14 protein-coding genes are annotated in these 19,588 nt (G+C 55.8%); 9 read left to right on the top strand and 5 right to left on the bottom strand.

Features of this window, described 5'->3' with window-relative positions:
• Positions 1-22 precede the first annotated feature (22 nt).
• The 3 genes from C162_RS24185 (at position 23) to C162_RS24170 (ending at position 5,261) form a co-directional block, all read left to right on the top strand.
• Entirely contained in the window at positions 23-1,063 is a 1,041-nt protein-coding gene (locus C162_RS24185) for a LacI family DNA-binding transcriptional regulator (protein WP_036698577.1), read from the top strand.
• Positions 1,064-1,159: 96 nt separating this feature from the next.
• Complete coding sequence (locus C162_RS24180; RefSeq protein WP_143804213.1) at positions 1,160-1,378, top strand: hypothetical protein; 219 nt, start codon at positions 1,160-1,162, stop codon at positions 1,376-1,378.
• Between the two features lie 559 nt (positions 1,379-1,937).
• Complete coding sequence (locus C162_RS24170; RefSeq protein WP_036698572.1) at positions 1,938-5,261, top strand: alpha-mannosidase; 3,324 nt, start codon at positions 1,938-1,940, stop codon at positions 5,259-5,261.
• A 120-nt stretch (positions 5,262-5,381) separates the two neighbouring features.
• On the opposite strand, the gene C162_RS24165 is transcribed toward C162_RS24170, so the two are convergent.
• Both C162_RS24165 and C162_RS24160 read right to left on the bottom strand, forming a co-directional pair.
• Entirely contained in the window at positions 5,382-7,127 is a 1,746-nt protein-coding gene (locus tag C162_RS24165; RefSeq protein WP_036698571.1) for an ABC-F family ATP-binding cassette domain-containing protein, read from the bottom strand.
• An 82-nt stretch (positions 7,128-7,209) separates the two neighbouring features.
• Entirely contained in the window at positions 7,210-8,118 is a 909-nt protein-coding gene (locus tag C162_RS24160; RefSeq protein WP_036698569.1) for a helix-turn-helix transcriptional regulator, read from the bottom strand.
• Positions 8,119-8,266: 148 nt separating this feature from the next.
• On the opposite strand from C162_RS24160, the gene C162_RS24155 reads away from it, so the two are divergent.
• The 4 genes from C162_RS24155 to C162_RS24140 all read left to right on the top strand — a co-directional run bounded on the left by C162_RS24155 (position 8,267) and on the right by C162_RS24140 (position 13,213).
• Positions 8,267-10,939: a glycoside hydrolase family 78 protein gene (locus C162_RS24155; protein WP_036698566.1), complete on the top strand. Its 2,673-nt coding sequence runs from the start codon at positions 8,267-8,269 to the stop codon at positions 10,937-10,939.
• Positions 10,940-11,103: 164 nt separating this feature from the next.
• Complete coding sequence (locus tag C162_RS24150; protein WP_036698565.1) at positions 11,104-11,505, top strand: RrF2 family transcriptional regulator; 402 nt, start codon at positions 11,104-11,106, stop codon at positions 11,503-11,505.
• Between the two features lie 173 nt (positions 11,506-11,678).
• Positions 11,679-12,611, top strand: a complete 933-nt coding sequence (locus C162_RS24145; protein WP_051493878.1) for a class I SAM-dependent methyltransferase — start codon at positions 11,679-11,681, stop codon at positions 12,609-12,611.
• A 173-nt stretch (positions 12,612-12,784) separates the two neighbouring features.
• Positions 12,785-13,213, top strand: coding sequence for a GreA/GreB family elongation factor (locus C162_RS24140; RefSeq protein WP_036698563.1), 429 nt, complete (start codon positions 12,785-12,787; stop codon positions 13,211-13,213).
• 92 nt (positions 13,214-13,305) lie between these two features.
• On the opposite strand, the gene C162_RS24135 is transcribed toward C162_RS24140, so the two are convergent.
• Together C162_RS24135 and C162_RS24130 are read right to left on the bottom strand one after the other, a co-directional pair.
• Complete coding sequence (locus C162_RS24135; RefSeq protein ID WP_036698560.1) at positions 13,306-15,243, bottom strand: NAD(+) synthase; 1,938 nt, start codon at positions 15,241-15,243, stop codon at positions 13,306-13,308.
• Between the two features lie 60 nt (positions 15,244-15,303).
• Positions 15,304-15,660: an antibiotic biosynthesis monooxygenase family protein gene (locus C162_RS24130; protein WP_036698558.1), complete on the bottom strand. Its 357-nt coding sequence runs from the start codon at positions 15,658-15,660 to the stop codon at positions 15,304-15,306.
• Between the two features lie 214 nt (positions 15,661-15,874).
• Here C162_RS24130 and C162_RS24125 point away from each other — a divergent pair, with 214 nt between their 5' ends.
• Positions 15,875-16,714, top strand: coding sequence for an MBL fold metallo-hydrolase (locus C162_RS24125; RefSeq protein WP_051493877.1), 840 nt, complete (start codon positions 15,875-15,877; stop codon positions 16,712-16,714).
• 3 nt (positions 16,715-16,717) lie between these two features.
• Here C162_RS24125 and C162_RS24120 read toward each other — a convergent pair whose 3' ends face one another.
• Positions 16,718-17,491: a DeoR/GlpR family DNA-binding transcription regulator gene (locus C162_RS24120; protein WP_036698553.1), complete on the bottom strand. Its 774-nt coding sequence runs from the start codon at positions 17,489-17,491 to the stop codon at positions 16,718-16,720.
• A 321-nt stretch (positions 17,492-17,812) separates the two neighbouring features.
• Here C162_RS24120 and C162_RS24115 point away from each other — a divergent pair, with 321 nt between their 5' ends.
• On the top strand, positions 17,813-19,579 hold the full coding sequence (locus C162_RS24115; protein WP_083677733.1) for an L-fucose isomerase: 1,767 nt from the start codon (positions 17,813-17,815) through the stop codon (positions 19,577-19,579).
• The last annotated feature ends 9 nt before the right edge of the window (positions 19,580-19,588 follow it).

Genomic DNA, 19,588 nt, shown 5'->3' with positions numbered 1-19,588 from the left:
TTCCCTTGAGGTGCTGAAAAGTATGAGTAAAAAAAGAGTGACCAGCTTCGATGTAGCTAAACGGGCGGGCGTGTCCCGCAGCGTAGTCTCTGCGGTGTTGAATGATACGCCCGGCATTGGTGTTGGAGCCGATACGCGCGAGGCTGTGCTGGAAGCCATCCGTGAGCTGAATTATCATGTGGATGCTGGAGCACGCAGCATGAAGACGGGAAGAAGCATGACACTTGCCGCTTATGGGGATACGCGCCATCCGCTGTTCATCCGGCTGCTGGAAGGGATGCAGCGGGAGTGTGAGCTGGGCGGGTATCACATCCTGCTCTGTTCTCCGCGCCCCAAGGGGAATGCGGGCGGCAGGGCCGAGCTGCTGGAATTGTATCACCAGCGGAAGATTGACGGGATAGTCACCCTGGACCACACTAGCTACAAGGATGAGGAGTGGGCGTCCCTTGTCAGCGCTGCCGGAGTCCCCTACGTCTCCGTGGAAGGGTATGCGGAAGTGCCGGGTATATGTTCTGTACTGGCTGATTATTCAGGCAGTGTGGAGACCGCAATGAATTATTTGATGCGGAAAGGCACGGCACAGCAGCCGGGGCCGGTCTACGCCGAGGTATATCATGCGCTTGACACGGATAACTGGGCGGAACGGAACCGCCGGGAGGCCTACACAAGCTGGTGTACATCGCGTGGGATGGAGCCGGTAATCATTCGTTTGGAGGAGCATGGCGGCGAGTGGGCTGATTGTCTCCAGAGGCTTGCGGCGGTCAGCGGTCAGCCGTCTGCGCCGCTCCTGGTTAACTGGTCGAGCGCGATCCCCGATCTGTATCGGGCTGCTCATAAGCTGGGCCTGCGGATCGGCGAAGACCTGCGTATTATGGCAGCAGACAACACGATTCAAGGCGACCGGCTCAGCCTGCCCTCCTTAAGCTGCGTAGAGATCCCCTATGTGAGTATGGGGGAAGAGGCCGTACGCTGCCTGCTCGCGCAGATGAGCGGAGGGAGTGCAGCAGGGCAGGCCGAGAAAATCTGGCTCCCGGCCGTGTTGAAGGCGGGGGAAAGCGCATAAATGGTGGTGCAAGTAAAACTAAAGTGTTAGCTGCTAGAGGTATTGGAGATAGTCCGGTTGGTGGCGTGGAGTGCGCCGGGTGGGCTGGAGGCAGGAATGAGAGGGATAAATCCCTCTGAGTCGGCTGAAAGTGGGCTGGAAGCGGGAGTGAGAGGGATAAATCCCTTTGAGTTCGCTGAAAGTAGGCTGGATGCGGGAATGAGAGGGATAAATCCCCTTGAATTGACTGGAAGTAGGCTAGACGCTGGAATAAGAGGGATAAATCCCTCTAAGTTGACTGGAAGTAAACTAGATGAGCTAGTGGAGATGGGCTAGGTGAGCGAATGAGGAGCACAAGTGCCCCTGAATTTGCTGAAAGTGAGCCAGATGAGCGAATGAGGAGCACAAATGCACCTGAATTTGCTGAAAGTGGGCTAGGTGAGCGAATGAGGAGCACAAGTGCCCCTGAATTTGCTGAAAGTGGGCTAGGTGAGCGAATGAGGAGCACAAGTGCCCCTGAATTTGCTGAAAGTGAGCCAGATGAGCGAATGAGGAGCACAAGTGCCCCTGAATTTGCCGAAAGTTGGCTAGACGAGCGAATGAGGAGCACAAGTGCCCCTGAATTTGCTGAAAGTGGGCTAGGTGAGCGAATGAGGAGCACAAGTGCCCCTGAATTTGCTGAAAGTGGGCTAGGTGAGCGAATGAGGAGCACAAGTGCCCCTGAATTTGCTGAAAGTGAGCCAGATGAGCGAATGAGGAGCACAAGTGCACCTGACTTAGCCAAAAGTGGGCTGGATGAGCCAATGAGGTGCATAAGTGCCCCTGGTCTCAGCCCGCTCCCCCCCACTTTTTGCCCGCTTAATAACACGTGTTATAACTAAGGAGGAGAACGATTATGTTCTGGACAGAAGAGAAGCTTGGTGCGCGGTTGAGAGAGCTGGAGAGTTACAGGTACCGTGAGGGGATTACACTTGAGGAATGGCAGGTTACTGAGGATCTGGAGGGGGCCAACGGTGCTTATCCGCCCGTACTTGACGGAGACAGGAAGCTGCGGACCGGGGAGCATTGGACCGGCTATGATGCCTATCTGTGGCTGCACCGCAAGGTAACCGTACCTGCCGAATGGCAGGGAAAACGTGTTGTCGGATTGTTCGATTTTGGGCGCACCGGCGGAGGCAATAACGGCGGGTTCGAATCGCTGCTGTACCTGGACGGGAAGCCTTATCAGGGGGTGGACTCCAACCATCAGGAGGTATTCCTGGAAGACGGCGTGGCCGGCCGGGAGCTGGAGCTCACGTTCCGCTTATGGTCGGGACTGAACGGTGACGGTCAGCTGATCCCTCAGGAGCACAAGATCATGCGGGCGGAGCTGGCCTATCTGGATGAGTCCACTGACAATCTCTATTATACCGGCCGGGCTGCGCTGGGTACGATCAAGCAGCTACAAGACAGCCAGATTCAGAAACATGAGCTGCTAACCGCCTTGAACAAGGCCTTCAACCTGCTGGACTGGTCCAGACCCGGAAGCGCCGCATTCTATGCTTCAGTCCAGGAGGCGGAAGCGCTGCTTCAAGAGGCGCTCGCCCGAATGGAGCAGGAGCATCCGGTAACGGTGACCGCCATCGGCCATACACATATCGATGTGGCCTGGTTATGGCGGCTTACCCACACCCGGGAGAAAGCAGCCCGTTCCTTCTCTACCGTACTGCGGCTGATGAAGCAGTTCCCGGAGTACATTTTTTTGCAGACGCAGCCTCAGCTCTATGCGTATATCAAGCAGGACTACCCGGAGATCTATCAGGAGATTAAGGAGCGTGTGGAAGAGGGCCGCTGGGAAGCCGGAGGGGCAATGTGGCTGGAAGCGGATTGTAATCTGACGAGCGGCGAGTCGCTGGTGCGGCAGATTTTGTACGGGACCAAGTTTTTCCGAGAAGAGTTCGGGGTGGATTGCAAATACTTATGGTTGCCGGATGTGTTCGGGTATAGCTGGGCGCTGCCGCAGATTCTGCGCAAGTCAGGGATTGATACCTTCATGACCACCAAGATCAGCTGGAGCCAGTACAACCGGATGCCGCATGATACCTTCCAGTGGAGAGGGATTGACGGCAGCGAGGTGCTGACCCACTTCATCACGACGCCGGAGGGTCCGAATTCGGGTGCTTGGTATTACACTTATAACGGTCTGATCGAGCCGTTCTCTGTGCAGGGAATTTGGGAACAGTACCGGGACAAGAACCTGAACCGTGAGCTGCTGTTGTCCTATGGTTACGGAGACGGGGGCGGCGGTGTCAACCGCGAGATGCTGGAGATGCGGCGGCGGCTGGATACGATGCCAGGTCTTCCGCAGGTGAAGACGGGCCGGGCAGCGGAATACTTCGAGCGGCTTCATGAGACGATAGATGCTACGGAGAAGTATGTGCATACCTGGGATGGGGAGCTATACCTGGAGTACCACCGGGGAACCTATACAAGCCAAGCTTATAATAAAAAAATGAACCGCAAACTAGAGCTTCTATACCGTGAAGCGGAATGGCTGCAGATGCTCTGGGCGGCGGAGAGCGGCGGATTCAGCCAGTATCCGGCGGGCTCGCTCCTCGAAGGCTGGCAGATCATTCTGCGTAATCAGTTCCACGATATTATTCCCGGCTCCTCGATTCATGAGGTGTATCAGGATTCCCGGGTGGAATATGCCGAAGCAGAGCAGCTTGGCCTGGCGGCGCGGGCGGCGGCTGTGGAGGGACTCGTCGGCTTAACTCCTGCGCCTGCTGAGGATTCATCTGCGGCGCAATCCGGTCTCGCATCTGTCCCTGCCGAGGATTCTTCTGCCGTGCATGTCGGCCTTCCTCCGGCGTCTGCCGAGGGTTCGCTTGCGGCACATGACGCTCTCCCGCCTGTGGCGCAAGCTGACCTCCCACCGGCGAAAACTCCGGTGCAGACAGAATATACGCTCTTTAACAGCGCATTCTTCACCGCTCCCCGGCTGGCAACCGTGCCACATGATGCCGAGAATGCTGTCTGGACAGATGCCGAAGGTAACCGGCTGACTGCCCAGCGCTCCGGCGGGCAGTGGCTGGTGGAGACGGCGGCGGTTCCGGCGATGGGCAGTGCAGTGATTGTTGCCGCTGAGCCTGGCGGTTCCGAAGCCGCTCAGCCAGAACCCACCGTTCCTTTCCGCTGGCAGGATTCCACACTAACCACTCCTTATTATATTCTGGAGTGGAATGCATCTGGACAGCTCAGCCGGATCTTCGACCGCAGCGCAGAACGTGAGGTGCTGGCAACGGGCGAATGCGGCAATGTGCTGCAGGTCTTCGAGGATAAGCCCAAGATGTTCGATGCCTGGGATATCGACCTGTTCTACCAGGAGAAGATGCGGATCATCAGCGATCTGCGCTCTGTCAAGCTGACCGAGTGTGGGCCACTTCAGGCGGTGCTGGAATTCGTCTGGAGCTACATGGATTCCACCATTGTCCAGAAGGTTAAGGTCTATGCCGGAAGCGCGCGGATTGATTTCGAGACCTATGTAGACTGGCATGAGCAGCAGCAGCTGCTGAAGGCGGCCTTCCCTGTGGCTGTGCGGGCTACGGAAGCGACCTATGATATCCAGTTCGGCAATGTGAAGCGGCCGACTCATTGGAATACAAGCTGGGATTATGCGCGATTCGAGAGCGTGGGTCATCAGTGGGCCGATCTGTCGGAGCGGGGCTACGGGGTCAGTCTGCTGAACGACTGCAAATACGGCTATGACATCAAGGATCATACGATGCGGCTGTCGCTGATCAAATCGGCAACCAGCCCGGACCGGCTGGCGGATCAGGGCGAGCACAGCTTTACGTATGCCCTGCTTCCGCATGAAGGGGATTGGGTGGCTGCGGGCACGGTACAGGAAGCGTGGGCGCTGAACCAGCCGCTTCTGGCCGTGGAAGGCGCCTACACCGCCGGAGCCGGCAAATCCCTGATCACCTGCGATGCTCCGAACATTGCGATCGATGCCGTGAAGCTGGCAGAAGACGGCAGCGGCTGTATTGTCCGGCTGCATGAGTTCACCGGAACACGCTGCACGGCGAATGTCAGCAGCGATTATGCGGTCTCCTCCTGGCAGCTGCGCGATCTGATGGAGCGGCCTCTGGAGGCTGAGACGGTGGATGGACCCGCTATAAGGCTTGATTTCAAGCCTTATGAGATCCATACGGTTCATGTAGCTTTTCCTAATGCTTAAGCCGGATCTGCCCGTCCAGGCAGGTTAATGCACATCTAAAAGACCGTCATTCCGGCAGGGGGAGTTTTCACACACCCTGCCGGAATTGGCGGCCTTTTTATTAATACTGTTCCTGTACACTTACATCAGCTTAATCAGTTCTTCCAGCTCAGCAACCAGACTTTTGGCAAGCTCAAAATTGTTATCCTTCAGCGCCAGTTCTACCCGGGTCTCGGCCGCTTTCTTCTTCTGCTCCAGCTCCAGATAATCTTTATCGAAGTGCCGGGCATAGATCATCTTCTTGAATTTCTTGATCGTCATCTTGCGGATTGTCTTATCGTCAATAATCAGGACATAATCCATCCCGTTGACCACGGAATAGAAGTCATGCGAGATCATAAGAATCGCGCCCTTGTACTCCTGGATGGCTTGGTCCAGAGCGATTTGCGTGTAGGTATCCAGATGGCTGGTCGGCTCATCGAGCAGCAGGACATTGGCGTTCAGGGCAGATACCTTGGCCAGCTGCAGCAGATTTTTTTCGCCGCCGGACAAGGCTGCTATTCGCTGGTTCACAATCTCGCCTTCAAAGCCATAGGATGTCAGGTGGGTGCGGATCTCATCATATGTGGCCATTCCGGCCTCGATGAATTCTTCGAGCAGGGTGTTCGAATCTGTCAGCACTTCGCCTTGAAGCTGAGACAGATAAGCTACCGTAGCCTCCGGGCTCAGGGTTATTGAGTCGTGCTGGCCCCGCGCGATATCGCGCAGCAGGGTTGTTTTGCCGGTACCGTTCGGACCGATCAGGGCGACTTTATCACCAACATTCATCTCGAAGCTAACCTTGTCCAGCAGCAGCTCATCGAAGGCCGCCCGGTACTCTTGAACTGTCACAACAGGAGCATCGGCGTCCTGCAGCTCATGCACCATCCCCAAATGAATCTGCGGCTGCTTAATGTCCACGAACGGCGCTTTGATTCTGCGGGCTTCCAGTCTTTCCTGGAACCTTACTCTCGCTTTCAGTGCTCTCCCTCTGGAGGCTTCTGAATTATACGTGGCGATCGCCCGGAGGTTGTCGATGATGTTCTCGTTGCGCTCAATCTCTTCCTGTTCGGCAAGGGCCAGCTCCTGCAGCTCTATTTTGGTCTGAAGCAGGGAGAGGTTGTATTCCAGATACCGGCCGTCAAACTCTTGAAGCTCCTTATTTTCCAGATGAATAATCTTATTAAAACAATGGTTAAGCAGATAACGGTTGTGCGTAACCACCAGCAGAATTCCCTTATGGGAGTTAATCAGCTGCCGGAGCGCATTGAGGTTCTCGAAGTCCAGGAATACATCCGGTTCATCCATAATCAGGAAGTCAGGACGGTTCAGCATTTCCTTCATGACCTGAACGAGCTTGAATTCCCCGCCGCTCAGCTCGGATACCTTAAGATCCCTGCGCTTCATGAGGTCTGCCAGATTCAGCTTTTTGTGAATGAGGCTCTCGTAATCATCTCCGCCCAAGGCCTCAAAAGCGTCCAGAGCCAGTTGATACTTCTCCAGCAGCGGCTCAATATCCGCCGAGGTCTCCATCTCTGTGCAGATGAGCTGTATTTCCTCCTGTAGCTTAAGGAAGGGTCCGGCTATATATTCAAACACGGTGGTGTCGGCAGACAGGTCCGGCTTGGCGAACTGGCTGACATACCCGATGCTGCAATCAGGCTCCATCTCAATGCTGCCGTCGAACAAATATCTGTCCCGGTCCATCAGGATGTCGATCAGGGTGCTTTTTCCGCTGCCGCTGGTTCCGATAAAAGCGCAATGCTGCGCCTCTTCGAGCGTAAACGAAATGTCAGTGTAGAGCTCTTTTTGCGGGAAGGAGAAGGACAGGTGTTGAACTTTAATCATAGGACTACCTTTCTGTGTAGCTGGAATGGAGTTTACCGTTGATAGCCTAACACTATTTCCTAATAACATCAATCATTCCGCGTTAAAGTTGTTCCTCCGGGTTCACCGCTTTCATCTGTTTCCTTCCCGGTGTTTGTCGGTAGATCCCCGGTGTTGTGCCGATGATCCGCTTGAAAACCAGATTGAACGTTGACGGATCGCGGTAGCCTACCTGCTCTGCAATGAGGTGAACGGGCGACTTGGGCTGCTGGACCAGCAGCAGACAGCTTTTCTGAATCCGGACGTTCTGCAGGTACCGGTAGAAGGTCTGCCCTGTATGCGCCTTGAACAGCCGCTGAAGATGCCGTTCACTCCAGTCGAAGCTGCGTGACAGATGCGTCAGGGTAATCTCCTGCACATAGTTCAGGTGGACGTAATTCAGAATCTGCAAAAATTGCGTCTGCTTGCCCAGCGGAAACTGAATCTCGTCATGCTCCAGCCTGTAGATACTGATCAGAAGTTGAATGAACAGGGTCAGCAAATAGCTGTCGGAGCCGCTCTGCGGCAGGTGAAACTCACGGTGAAGCGCCAGAAACAGGTTCTCTATGGAACCATTCAGATCCGTCAGGGAGAAGGAATGCAGACGGTGTTCTCTGATCTGCTCCAGGTAGGAGGCGATCGGCGGGTCTTGAATCACGAAGGCAAGCCGGTCCAGTAGCTCCGGTTTAAACAAACAATTGTACACGACGAGCGGCTCACGCAGAGAGCTGGGTGATGACGGACGGAAGACATGAGACACGCCGACAGGAATGAAGTGCAGCTGGCCCTTGCCGGTCGGGTGAGCCTTCTGGCCGATATAATGAAATCCTTTGCCCTCGGCTACGAAGGTCAGCTCTATGAAGTCATGGGAGTGAAGTGGAAGATCATAGGTCTCGTTAGCGCGGTTCACATATAACAGGAGATTGCCCCGGAAGAAATACTCCCCTTTTAGCGTATGGTTGGCCGAATCCATCAGTTCCCTCCTCCAGATGGCAGAAAGTCCTTTTTACCCCGGTGAAATGTCCATATTGCAGGTCATGCAAACCACGCGGAATCCTATAATTGTAATAGAAAGCGCATCATATATACAGGATTAATCCTATAAAGGTGAGGTGTATTCAATGATAGCTATCCAAAAACCGCGAGTGGAGTACCAGGAGAATCCGCTGGGGCTGGATATTCGTAATCCAAGAATCAGCTGGCAGGTGAGTGCGGATGAGCGGGATGTGAGGCAGCAGGCGTATCAATTACAGGTGGCAGGCGCGGCGGATTTCGGGAGCGTATGGTGGGATTCGGGCAGAGTGGAGTCCGGGGACTCCCTTCACATTGAGCTGAAGGAGCTGGAGCTGCAGTCCAGGACGCGTTATTATTACCGGGTGAAAATATGGGATCAGCACCATCGTCCCACGGAGTGGTCCGGGGCGGCCTGGTGGGAGATGGGGCTGCTCTCGCCGGAGGAGTGGACTGCAGAATGGATTACGGCTCCGCTGGCCTGCCTTGCGGAAGAAGCAGAGCAAAGCCCGCTGCTGCGCGGAAGCTTCCATGTGGACCGGCCGGTCGCCCGCGCCAGAATCTATGTGACCAGTCTCGGGTTGTATGAGCTGGAGCTGAACGGCGTGCGGGTAGGCGATACTTATCTCAATCCCGGGTGGACCAGTTACAACCAGCGTCTGCAATACCAGACTTATGATGTGACCCCGCTGCTTAACCTTGGGGACAATGCGGCTGGTGCCTGGCTCGGGAACGGCTGGTACAAAGGAATTCTAGGCTGGGAGCACAGGAAGTATATCTATGGCAGCCGTACAGCGCTGCTGATGCAGCTTCATCTCACCTTTGAGGACGGCACGGAGCAGATCATAGGAACCGGCCCGCAGTGGAAGGTGTTGCCCGGCCCGCTGCAGATGTCGGAGCTGTATCACGGGGAGACCTATGACGCCCGGCTGGTGCAGCACGGCTTCAGCACGCCGGGGTATGACGACACGCTGTGGACACCGGCGGAGATTTTTCCGTATACCAAGATAATTCTGCTTGCGCAGGAGAATGATCCGGTCCGGGCAGTCCAGGAATTGGCTCCTGTGGCCCTCATCCGCACTCCGGCGGGGGAGATGGTGCTCGATATGGGCCAGAATATGGTCGGCTGGCTGCGGTTCACCGTAGAAGGCGCGGCGGGACAGGAATATCAGCTGCGGCATTTCGAGGTGCTGGACCAGGGGGGCAATGTGTATACAGAGAACCTGCGGGCAGCCCGGCAGACTGTTACTTATATCGCCGGCAGCGGGGGCCGGGAGAGCTTCCAGCCGCGTTTTACCTTCCAGGGCTTCCGGTATGTGCAACTGATCGGGTTCCCGGACCCGCTGGATCTGCAGGACTTCACAGGCGTGGTGCTGCATTCGGATATGGAGCCGACGGGCACCTTTACCTGTTCCAATGCACTGCTGAATCAGCTCCAGCACAACATCCTGTGGGGGCAAAAGGGCAATTTCGTCGATGTGCCGACCGACTGCCCCCAGCGCGATGAACGGCTCGGGTGGACCGGAGACGCGCAGATGTTCATCCGCACCTCGGCGTATCTGATGAATGTGGCACCTTTTTTCAGCAAATGGCTGAGGGATCTGTCTGCCGATCAGCGGGAGGATGGAGGAGTTCCTTACGTGATTCCGCATGTATTGGGGGAGGAGGCACATTCCTCTGCGGCGTGGGGAGATGCGGCGGTCATCTGTCCGTGGACGATCTACCAGTGTTATGGCGATAAGCGGATTCTGGAGCAGCAGTACAGCAGTATGCAGGGCTGGGTGGAGTATATCCGCCGCCAGGGGACTAATGAGTTCCTGTGGAATACCGGCGACCATTTCGGAGATTGGCTGGGTCTGGATGCCAAGGCAGACAGTCTTGTGGGTGCTACGGACCGGAATTATATCGCAACGGCCTTCTATGCCTATTCGGTTCAGCTGATGGAGAAGACGGCGAAGGTGCTGGGCCGGACCGAAGATGTGGAGAAATACTCGCAGCTTCATCACCGGGTCAAGGATGCGTTCAACCAAGCGTATATCCTACCAGCGGGGCAGGAAGCTACGGCTACCCAAACAGCCTGTGTGCTGGCGTTAATGTTCGGACTAGTGGAGGGGAATGCAAGGGACCGCACGCTAGCGAGACTTATCGGGCTGCTGGAAGCGAGCGGGTATCACCTTACGACAGGCTTCGTCGGAACGCCTTATCTGAATTTGGTGCTGGCGGATGGGGGCCGTTATGACGCTGCCTACAAGCTCTTACTACAGACGGATTACCCATCCTGGCTGTACCAGATTACCCGCGGGGCCACTACGATCTGGGAGCATTGGGACGGGATTAAGGAGGACGGCAGCTTTTGGAGCAAGGATATGAATTCCTTCAACCACTATGCTTACGGGGCGGTAGGGGACTTCCTGTACCGCTATGTGGCCGGGATCGGGCAGACAGAGGAAGGGCCGGGCTATAAGCAGTTTCTGATCCAGCCGCATCCGGGAGGCGGACTGACCTCGGCTGCTGCCGGACTGGAGTCGATGTACGGAATGATCCGCTCTGAATGGAAGATAGATTCCGGGAAAATGGGGCTGACCGCCGTGGTTCCGCCGAATACTTCGGCTACGGTGCTGTTGCCGGACGCCTTGCTGGCGGAAGTGTCGGAGACAGGCATGGCGGCTGGACAGCCGCTTGAGCAAGCCTCCGGTATTCATTCCGCTGAGCAGCTGGCACGGGCGGTGAAGGTTACGCTCGGCTCCGGGGAATACAGATTCCAGTACCCTTTGCGGAAGTAAGCGGATTGTAGCCGGGGCTATTTCAGCCACTGATAATACTGCGATGCAGGGCCCTCGGGAGTATAGGGCTCTGTTTTTTGTTGCAATCTCCCCACATAAGGGCTATCATAGATAAATAAAGTCTGTAATTTCAGACATAGTCCTTATGTAAGGTGGAATAAGACATGAAATACTCCAAAGCAACGAACTACGCCCTGCACACAATGCTGTTTCTGGTGGCGCACACTCCCGATAAGCCAATGGGCGTGCAGCAGCTTGCCGAGCGGCAGAATGTATCGCCAACGTATTTGTCCAAGATTCTAACCAAGCTGGTGAAGGCCGGGCTTATCGAATCCGCATCTGGGGCCAATGGCGGGTATCGTCTGCGGCGCAAGGGGGACGAAATCTCGTTCCTGGATATCATCCATGCCATTGAAGGCACGGCATCGCTGTTCGACTGCACCCTGGACCATCCCAGTGAGTGTCTGATTCAGCAGGAGATGGTTAAGGCTGAAGGGCAGATGGAGGATTATCTGCGTAACAAAATGATGTCCGAGCTTGCCGAGAAGATGCTGGCCAGCCATTAAGCTGTGGCATCATGCTGTCGCATACTGTGTGCTGCTATTTCCCGCTGCAACGGATACCGTCCCTTCAGGGGCGGTATAGCCGTTGCAACTTAGCGGGTATTATAGATATTCAAAATCTTTTAAGTCTTCGTAATTGTCGTGTGATGAATACATTCAGAGAGGATGAATTAGTAATGAATAACGGATTATTCGATGCAAGCGTATGGGAGAAGGCTTGGAAGGAAGATCCCAAGGCGATGGCTAACAAGTTCAAAGCGATGGGTATGAACCCGCACACGAGCTTCGATCATAAAGCGGATGTGTTCAATGAAGAGGTATTCAGCAGTGCCGGGCGGGACCGGAGCGAGCGGATTATCGGCTGGATGGAAGGCCAGGGCGTGGACTTTAAAGGGTTGACTGTTCTCGATGTAGGCGCGGCTTCGGGCGGGTTCACAGTTCCTTTTATCGAGCGGGGGGCCAAGGTTACAGCAGTAGAGCCTAATGTTCCGTTAGCGGAGCTGTTTCTGAAGAACACTGCCGGAGCGGCTCCGGGTCAGGTGGAGCTGGTGCATGAAGCGTTCGAGAATATCGATATTGCGTCACGCGGCTGGCTGGGTGCCTTCGATCTGGTCTTCGTGTCCATGTGTCCGGCGGTGTTCGACTGGGAGAGCACGGAGAAGGTGATCAGCTGTGCCCGGCAATACTGCTATATCAGCACCTCGGCAGGTGTGCAGGAGCATAGTCTGATGAATGAAGTGCTGCCGCTGCTGACGGGCCGGGAGGTTCATGCGGAGTCTTCGGATATGGCTTATCTGACTCAATTATTATATTTGAAGGGCTATTCCTATGAGACGATTATTACCCGCGAAGCGAAAAGCAAGGAGCTGACCTTGGAAGCAGCAGCCGCTGAGGTGATGGAAATGCTGCCGCTGCATCATCTGGACGGGGGAGAGGCTACCCGCAAGGTAGTTACAGACTATCTGCACACGGCCTACCCGCAGCAGCAAGTCGTTGTCCGCCAAGGCGGGCGGTTCGGCAAAGTGCTGATTAAGCTGCAAGACCTGAATATGTACAGCCGGGCCGCTGCCGGAACGTCCGGGAAATCTGCCGATTCTGTGAAGCGTTGAACCGGAGCGCGCCATCCCCTGCACATGAGATTGTCTTTCCCGGGAAAGATGCTATCATAGAGAATAGGTCCCTGCGCGGGATCTATTTTCTTATATAGGAGGACTGAGGGCTATGAGCAGGAACAAGCGTATTTTCGAGCATGACCTGATGAAGAAGGTAGGTGAAATCTACTATGAGCCATAGTCTCAGAACAGTTTCCTTGCGCGAGGAGCTGGTGCAGCAACTGGTCTATCTTGATGAGCATAAATTCTCCATTCTGGACAGGGGAACATGGGAGTCACCGGCTGAGCGGTCAGAGGTACAGGCGATGATCAAAAGCTATCAGGAGACGGTGGAGCGGATTCTGTCCGGTGACAACGATGCGCTAGAACGTTCTATGGTGCTGGTCGGTTCCCGGGTGTCGTTGCGTATCGGGCAGGAGACGCTGAAGGATATGTACCGGATTGTAATTCCTGGTGAAGCTGAGCTGGATGAATTCTGCATTTCCCTCTGGTCGCCTATGGGCAGAGGGCTGATTCTGGCGTGTCCGGGCGAGACGGTAACGATTCAGACCCCATTCGGCAGCGACGAAGTCCTGATTCTTGATAACAGGTACGAGTGAAGCCGATTGCTGACAAAAAAGAGGCGTCCCTGATCATCCTGCGATGATGGGGGACGCCTCTTTGTCTTCGGCCTTATTGCTGCGGCCGGGAGTTACAGTTCTTCGATTTCCTGCAGCCAGAGCGCGGCAGAAGCATCGCTTGGCATACGCCAGTCGCCGCGCGGCGAGAGGCTGACCGTACCGACCTTCGGTCCGTCCGGCAGGCAGGAGCGCTTGAACTGCTGGGTGAAGAAGCGGGTGACGAACACCTTCAGCCAGGCGGTCAGCTGCTCCTTGGGATAAGCACCGCCGAAGGCGTGCTGGGCGAGATAGAGCATTTTGCCGGGAGAAGCGCCAGTACGCAGCATGTAATAGAGGAAGAAGTCATGCACAATGTAAGGCCCCAGGATATTCTCGGTCAGCTGGACAATCTCTCCGGTTGCAGAAGGCGGAAGGAGTTCCGGGCTGATTCCGGTCTCGATTATGCTATAGAGGTACTTGTTCACCGTCTCGTCTGCTTCATGGTCCGCATACCAGGCGACAACATATTGGATCAGCGTCTTCGGAATGCCCGAATTCACGCTGTACATCGACATATGGTCGCCGTTATAGGTACACCAGCCCAGCGCAAGCTCGGACAGGTCGCCTGTACCGATGACAATCCCGCCGTTCTTGTTGGCGAGGTCCATCAGAATCTGGGTGCGCTCGCGGGCTTGTACGTTCTCGTAAGTCAGGTCATGCACCTCGGGGTCGTGGCCGATGTCAGCGAAGTGCTGGAGGCAGGCCGCCTTGATGTCAACGACCTTCATCGTGGCGCCGAGCGCTTTGATCAAGCCTACAGCATTGTCGTAGGTGCGGCTGGTCGTGCCGAAGCCCGGCATCGTGACCGCCAGCACATCGCTGGCCGGACGCCCGAGCAGCTCCATGGCCCGCACGGCAACCAGCAGCGCAAGCGTAGAGTCGAGGCCGCCGGAGATGCCGATCACAGCCTGCTTGGTGCCGATGTGACGGATACGCTTCATCAGGCCGGAGGTCTGGATCGAGAGAATCTCCTGGCACCGTTCGTCCCGCTGGAGCGGATTGCCCGGCACGAACGGGTTGACGCCTACGTTCCGTTTCAGCTCCCGCCGGGTGCCGCTGCTGAGCGGCGCGGCGTAGAGAATCTCGCGGTAATTGCGTCCGCCCTTGCCTGCACGGAACGTTCCCATCACGGTGCGGGAATACAGCAGCCGCGGCAAGTCAATGTCGGCGGTAATCATCCGGCTCTCATGAGTGAAGCGTTCCGATTCGGCCAGCAGCTGGCCGTTCTCCGCGATCAGGGAATGTCCGCCGAAGACAACGTCTGTTGTCGATTCGCCGGTATTGCAGCCGGCATAGACATAACCGGCCACACACGAGGCAGACTGGCCCCCGACCAGCTGGCGGCGGTAATCGGCCTTGCCGACCAGCTCGTTGCTGGCCGACGGGTTGAACAGCAGCGTCGCCCCGGCTTGGGCCAGCAGGCTGCTTGGCGGCACCGGCACCCAGAGATCCTCGCAGATCTCCACACCGAACGACAGATTTCCGTCACTCTCACAGGCAAAAATCAAATCATTGCCCACCGGCACCACCGATCCGCCGATCCGCAGCTCGGACACCTCCAGCTCCTCGGCTCCCGCGAACCAGCGCGGCTCGTAGAATTCACTGTATCCGGGAATGCAGGTCTTGACCACAATCCCGAGAATCCGGCCCTGCTGTAGGACAGCGGCACAGTTAAACAGCCTGCTCTTGATGGAGACCGGCAGACTGGCAATAATAATCATCCGGTGCTCTGCCGTCGCGGCCGTAATCCGCAGCAGCGCCTGCATCGCGGATTCCAGCAGCCTGGGCTGGAGGAACAGATCCGCACAGCTGTAGCCGGTGATGCACAGCTCCGGGAGTACCAGGTACTCCACCTCCTGGGTGCTGGCTGTATTGATGGCTTCAATAATCTGGTCTGCATTGAATACGCAGTCAGCCACCCGGAGTTCCGGGGAAGCGGCGGCGACTCTTGCGAATCCGTAATTCTGCATTCATTTCACCTGTCCTTTACTGTCCTGTAGTTGAAGTACCTACCCTAATAATTGTACCCATCAATCGGCACCGGTAACAAGGCCTGGCGGGGTCTCTTTCTCAAAGCCATAATCCCGTTCAACCTTGCACACCCTCGTTTTATAAGTCAGGTACCATTCCCCGATTCCTTTGCTTTGGGCGACCAGATGCCGCTCATTCTGTTTCCATTGCCGTATGGCTTCAGGAGAATCCCAATAGGATACAGTGATCCCGAGGCCCTCCCTGGCGCTCTCCATTCCGAGGAATCCAGGCTGGGCGGCGGCGAGCTGGGCCATTTCCTCTGCCATTTCCGCATAGTGGTGATCACCGTCCGTTCGTTCCGATGTAAAAATGACTGCATAATAAGGCGGTGCGGGGGTGTTCACAATCCTGCTCATCAGGGTTCCTCCAGTGTCTAGATATAAATTTCCTATCCATACTACCTCTATTATGAATCTGTTGTATAGGGGTATGGGGGCTGAATACAGCACCGCAGCGAATCCTCTTGGGCAGAGCGCTGTGATATAGGAGGCGCGCTGAAAGACTTCATTTGCGGACAAGACGGTAATACGTTAGAGTTTGGTAGAGAAGAGAGGAAGGGAGCAACCCATCATGCCATTAGCAGGCCAAGAACTGATCGAAGAAATCCGCAGCACTGAGGTGCCTTACGGCTGCCTGGCGGTCTGGTTCCTCGGACAAGCCAGCATTATTGTCAAGGGGGCGGGGGTGACCGTCTATATTGATCCATATGTATCCCCGAACCCGGACCGCACTTTCCCGCCGCCGGTAGGGCCTGGAGAGATTACGAATATGGAGGTCTGCCTGATTACCCACGACCATTCAGATCATCTGGATGAGGAGGCCCTCCCAGTGCTTGCCGGACTGAATCCGCAGGCGCAGTTCATGGCTCCGGCGGTCTGCCTGGAGCGTCTGCAGGAACTGGGCATCCGCAAGGAGCAGCTCACCGCTGCCTTGCCTGCCAGTGAAGCGGAGCCTGCAAGCGGGCTGAAGGTCATACCCGTTGCAGCGGCGCACGAACAGCTCGAACGCGATGAACAGGGACATCCTAAGTACGTGGGCTACATCCTGGAGCTGAACGGGGTGAGACTCTATCATGCAGGGGATACCGTGCTGTTCCCTGAGCTGATTGAGGAGGTTGGCAGCCGCAAGATCGATCTGGCGCTGCTGCCGATTAACGGGCGCGATTATTACCGGGGCAGCCGCAATATCGTGGGCAATATGAATTACCGGGAAGCGGCGGAGTTCGCGGCGACCTCAGGCTTTGAGACCGTGGTACCGCTGCATTATGACCTGTTCGCCGGCAACGCCGAGAATCCGGGCTATTTCGTAGATCACCTGTACCGCCACTTCCCGGAGCAGAAGTTCCATATGATGGCCAGAGCGGAACGGTTCGTGTACGTGTCGGCGCAGGCTTTTAAGCGTGAACGTTAAGACTTATTGTGAATCAGCAGGGTAGAGCAGGGAGACCTGATATTTGGCAAGGAACTCGATCCATTCCTCGGACGGCCGCTGATCGGTGACGATATAATCGACCTTGTCGAAGCTGAACAGCCGGATGAAGGCGATCCGGTCGAACTTGGAATGGTCAGCCAGCAGGACCACCTTGCTCGCTTGCTGCTGCATCAGCACCTTAAGTTCGGTCTCCGCTTCGTTGGAATCAGAGAGTCCGCCGGTCATGGAGAGTGCCTTGCAGCTGAAAATCGCCACATCCACATTATATTTCAGAATGGTCTGCGAGGCCGTAGGCCCTACGAAAGAGCTGGTCTCCGGTCCGAGCAGGCCCCCCGTGGAGATGAGTTTTTGCCCGGAATGCTGGAATTCTGACAATACCGCCAGGGAATTGGTGATGATTGTCAGATTTTTTTTGTCCTCCACGATTCTCCGTAATCCTTCAAAAGCTGTAGTGCTGGTGTCCGTCATCACACTGTCCCCGTCATTAATCAGCTCCAGCAGCCTTACCGCAATTATCCGCTTCGCTTCAATGTTGACCTGATGCCTGTGCGAGTAGGAAGGGTCCTCGTTGGTGTGAGCGTTCAGAATCGCCCCGCCGTAATTCTTCTTGGCAATACCCTCCTTGTCCAGCCGGTCAAGATCGCGCCGGATCGTCTCCTCCGATACACCAAATTTCTGTGCCAGATCCGCAACATGAACCTTCTTATGCCTGTAGAGCTCATTAATGACCAGATCCCGCCGTTCAAAAGCTTTCATATCATGCCCACCCTTACGTTATGTAGTTAAGTACAGTTTACTATAACCTGCTGCATAACATAAATCCCACAATCACAAACGATTCCACAGTTTATCGCAATTATATCACACAAAACCACACAATAACCAAATTTAAAGTGTGGAATAGTGTTGACTTTGAAGGTGGGTGATTCTATGATGTAGAAGAAATGGAAAGCCTGCGGCGAAAGACAAAAGTGTGCAGACTGCAGAGGCTGTATTTGGTAGCGCTTACTAATCGGAGCTAGCGCTCCAGTGTAATGTTCTCATACTATCAACTTACGATTCCGGGGAGGAACAGCAGTGACAGCAAATTATCCGAAGATTGGAATCCGGCCGACGATTGACGGCAGAAGACGCGGGGTGCGCGAATCGCTGGAGGTACAGACGATGGGCATGGCGCAGCGCGTGGCGGCATTTTTGCAGGAGAATGTAAGGTATCCGGATGGTTCACAGGTGGAGTGTATCATTGCCGATTCTACGATTGGCGGCGTGAAGGAGGCTGCTGCGGCGGCGCAGAAGTTCGCGGGTGCAGGTGTAGGCGTATCCATTACAGTCACCCCGTGCTGGTGCTATGGATCGGAAACGATGGATATGGATGCGACCATCCCGCATGCGGTATGGGGATTCAATGGAACGGAGCGCCCCGGCGCAGTGTATCTGGCGGCAGTTCTGTCTGCTTATGCGCAAAAAGGCATTCCGGCCTTCGGTATCTACGGAGAGGATGTCCAGGAATCCAGCAGCGAGGAAATCCCGGCGGATGTTCAGGTGAAGCTGCTGCAGTTCGCGAGGTCCGCGCTGGCGGCCGCTCTGATGAAGGGGAAGTCCTATCTGTCGATGGGTTCTGTGTCGATGGGAATCGCCGGCTCCATTGTGAACGAGCAGTTCTTCCAGGAATATCTCGGCATGCGCAATGAATATATCGATATGTCTGAATTTGTACGCAGATTGGAGGAAGGGATCTATGATCCCGAGGAGTTCGCGCGGGCGCTGGCCTGGGTGAAGGACAACTGCCGTGTGGGGGCGGATAATAATCCGCAGCATCTGCAGCTCAGTGAAGAGGTTAAGGAAGAGCAGTGGGAGACGGTTGTCTTAATGACGCTGATTGCCCGTGATCTCATGACCGGCAATCCGCAGCTTGCAAAGCTTGGCTTCGAAGAAGAAGCGAGTGGTCACAATGCCCTGCTGGGCGGCTTCCAGGGCCAGCGGCAATGGACCGACCATTTCCCGAACGGCGACTTCATGGAGACGATTCTGAACTCCTCGTTCGACTGGAACGGCAGACGGGCGCCTTACATCGTCGCCACTGAGAATGACAGCCTGAACGGGGTGACGATGCTGTTCAATTATCTGCTGACGAATACGGCGCAGATTTTTGCCGATGTGCGCACCTTCTGGAGTCCGGCGGCCGTGAAGCGCGTGACCGGGTATGAGCTGGAGGGAGCAGCGGCAGGCGGCCTGCTGCATCTGATCAATTCCGGCTCGGCAGCGCTGGACGGCACCGGCGAGCAGAGTATTGACGGCAAGCCGGCAATCAAACCGTTCTGGGACATCACGGATGAAGAGGCGGCTGCCTGTATCGCGCAGACTCAGTTCCGCCCGGCTTCCCAGGAATATTTCCGGGGGGGCGGCTTCTCCACGGACTATCTGACCCGGGGCGGCATGCCGGTCACCATGGCCCGGCTTAATCTGGTCAAGGGGCTGGGGCCTGTCCTCCAGCTGGTAGAGGGCTACACTGTAGAGCTTCCGGCAGAGGTCCATGACACGCTCGACCAGCGCACAGACCCTACCTGGCCGACAACTTGGTTTGCTCCGAACCTGACCGGTCATGGCTCCTTCCAGTCTGTGTACGATGTGATGAACAATTGGGGCGCCAATCACGGGGCGATCAGCTACGGGCATATCGGTGCGGATCTCATTACGCTGGCCTCGATCCTGCGGATACCGGTCAGTATGCATAACGTGGAGGAAGCGCGTATTTTCCGTCCGCGCGTCTGGTCGCTGTTCGGCACGGAGAATCTGGAGAGTGCCGATTACAGAGCCTGCCGCAATTTCGGTCCGCTCTACTAATCCTCCAGG

It is taken from the genome of Paenibacillus sp. FSL R7-269 (genome assembly GCF_000517865.1).
In the GTDB taxonomy this organism is placed as follows: domain Bacteria; phylum Bacillota; class Bacilli; order Paenibacillales; family Paenibacillaceae; genus Paenibacillus_AQ.
The sequence above is the reverse complement of the archived record's forward strand: the minus strand, read 5'-3'. Positions and strand labels throughout refer to the sequence as shown.

What these genes read in the sequence shown, in the direction of transcription:
- C162_RS24180 (WP_143804213.1), top strand. Translation starts at nt 1,160, where the DNA reads ATGAGAGGGATAAATCCCTCTGAGTCGGCTGAAAGTGGGCTGGAAGCG.
- C162_RS24140 (WP_036698563.1), top strand. Translation starts at nt 12,785, where the DNA reads ATGAGCCATAGTCTCAGAACAGTTTCCTTGCGCGAGGAGCTGGTGCAG.
- C162_RS24145 (WP_051493878.1), top strand. Translation starts at nt 11,679, where the DNA reads ATGAATAACGGATTATTCGATGCAAGCGTATGGGAGAAGGCTTGGAAG.
- C162_RS24165 (WP_036698571.1), bottom strand. Translation starts at nt 7,127, where the DNA reads ATGATTAAAGTTCAACACCTGTCCTTCTCCTTCCCGCAAAAAGAGCTC.
- C162_RS24170 (WP_036698572.1), top strand. Translation starts at nt 1,938, where the DNA reads ATGTTCTGGACAGAAGAGAAGCTTGGTGCGCGGTTGAGAGAGCTGGAG.
- C162_RS24150 (WP_036698565.1), top strand. Translation starts at nt 11,104, where the DNA reads ATGAAATACTCCAAAGCAACGAACTACGCCCTGCACACAATGCTGTTT.
- C162_RS24120 (WP_036698553.1), bottom strand. Translation starts at nt 17,491, where the DNA reads ATGAAAGCTTTTGAACGGCGGGATCTGGTCATTAATGAGCTCTACAGG.
- C162_RS24135 (WP_036698560.1), bottom strand. Translation starts at nt 15,243, where the DNA reads ATGCAGAATTACGGATTCGCAAGAGTCGCCGCCGCTTCCCCGGAACTC.
- C162_RS24185 (WP_036698577.1), top strand. Translation starts at nt 23, where the DNA reads ATGAGTAAAAAAAGAGTGACCAGCTTCGATGTAGCTAAACGGGCGGGC.
- C162_RS24125 (WP_051493877.1), top strand. Translation starts at nt 15,875, where the DNA reads ATGCCATTAGCAGGCCAAGAACTGATCGAAGAAATCCGCAGCACTGAG.
- C162_RS24155 (WP_036698566.1), top strand. Translation starts at nt 8,267, where the DNA reads ATGATAGCTATCCAAAAACCGCGAGTGGAGTACCAGGAGAATCCGCTG.
- C162_RS24130 (WP_036698558.1), bottom strand. Translation starts at nt 15,660, where the DNA reads ATGAGCAGGATTGTGAACACCCCCGCACCGCCTTATTATGCAGTCATT.
- C162_RS24160 (WP_036698569.1), bottom strand. Translation starts at nt 8,118, where the DNA reads ATGGATTCGGCCAACCATACGCTAAAAGGGGAGTATTTCTTCCGGGGC.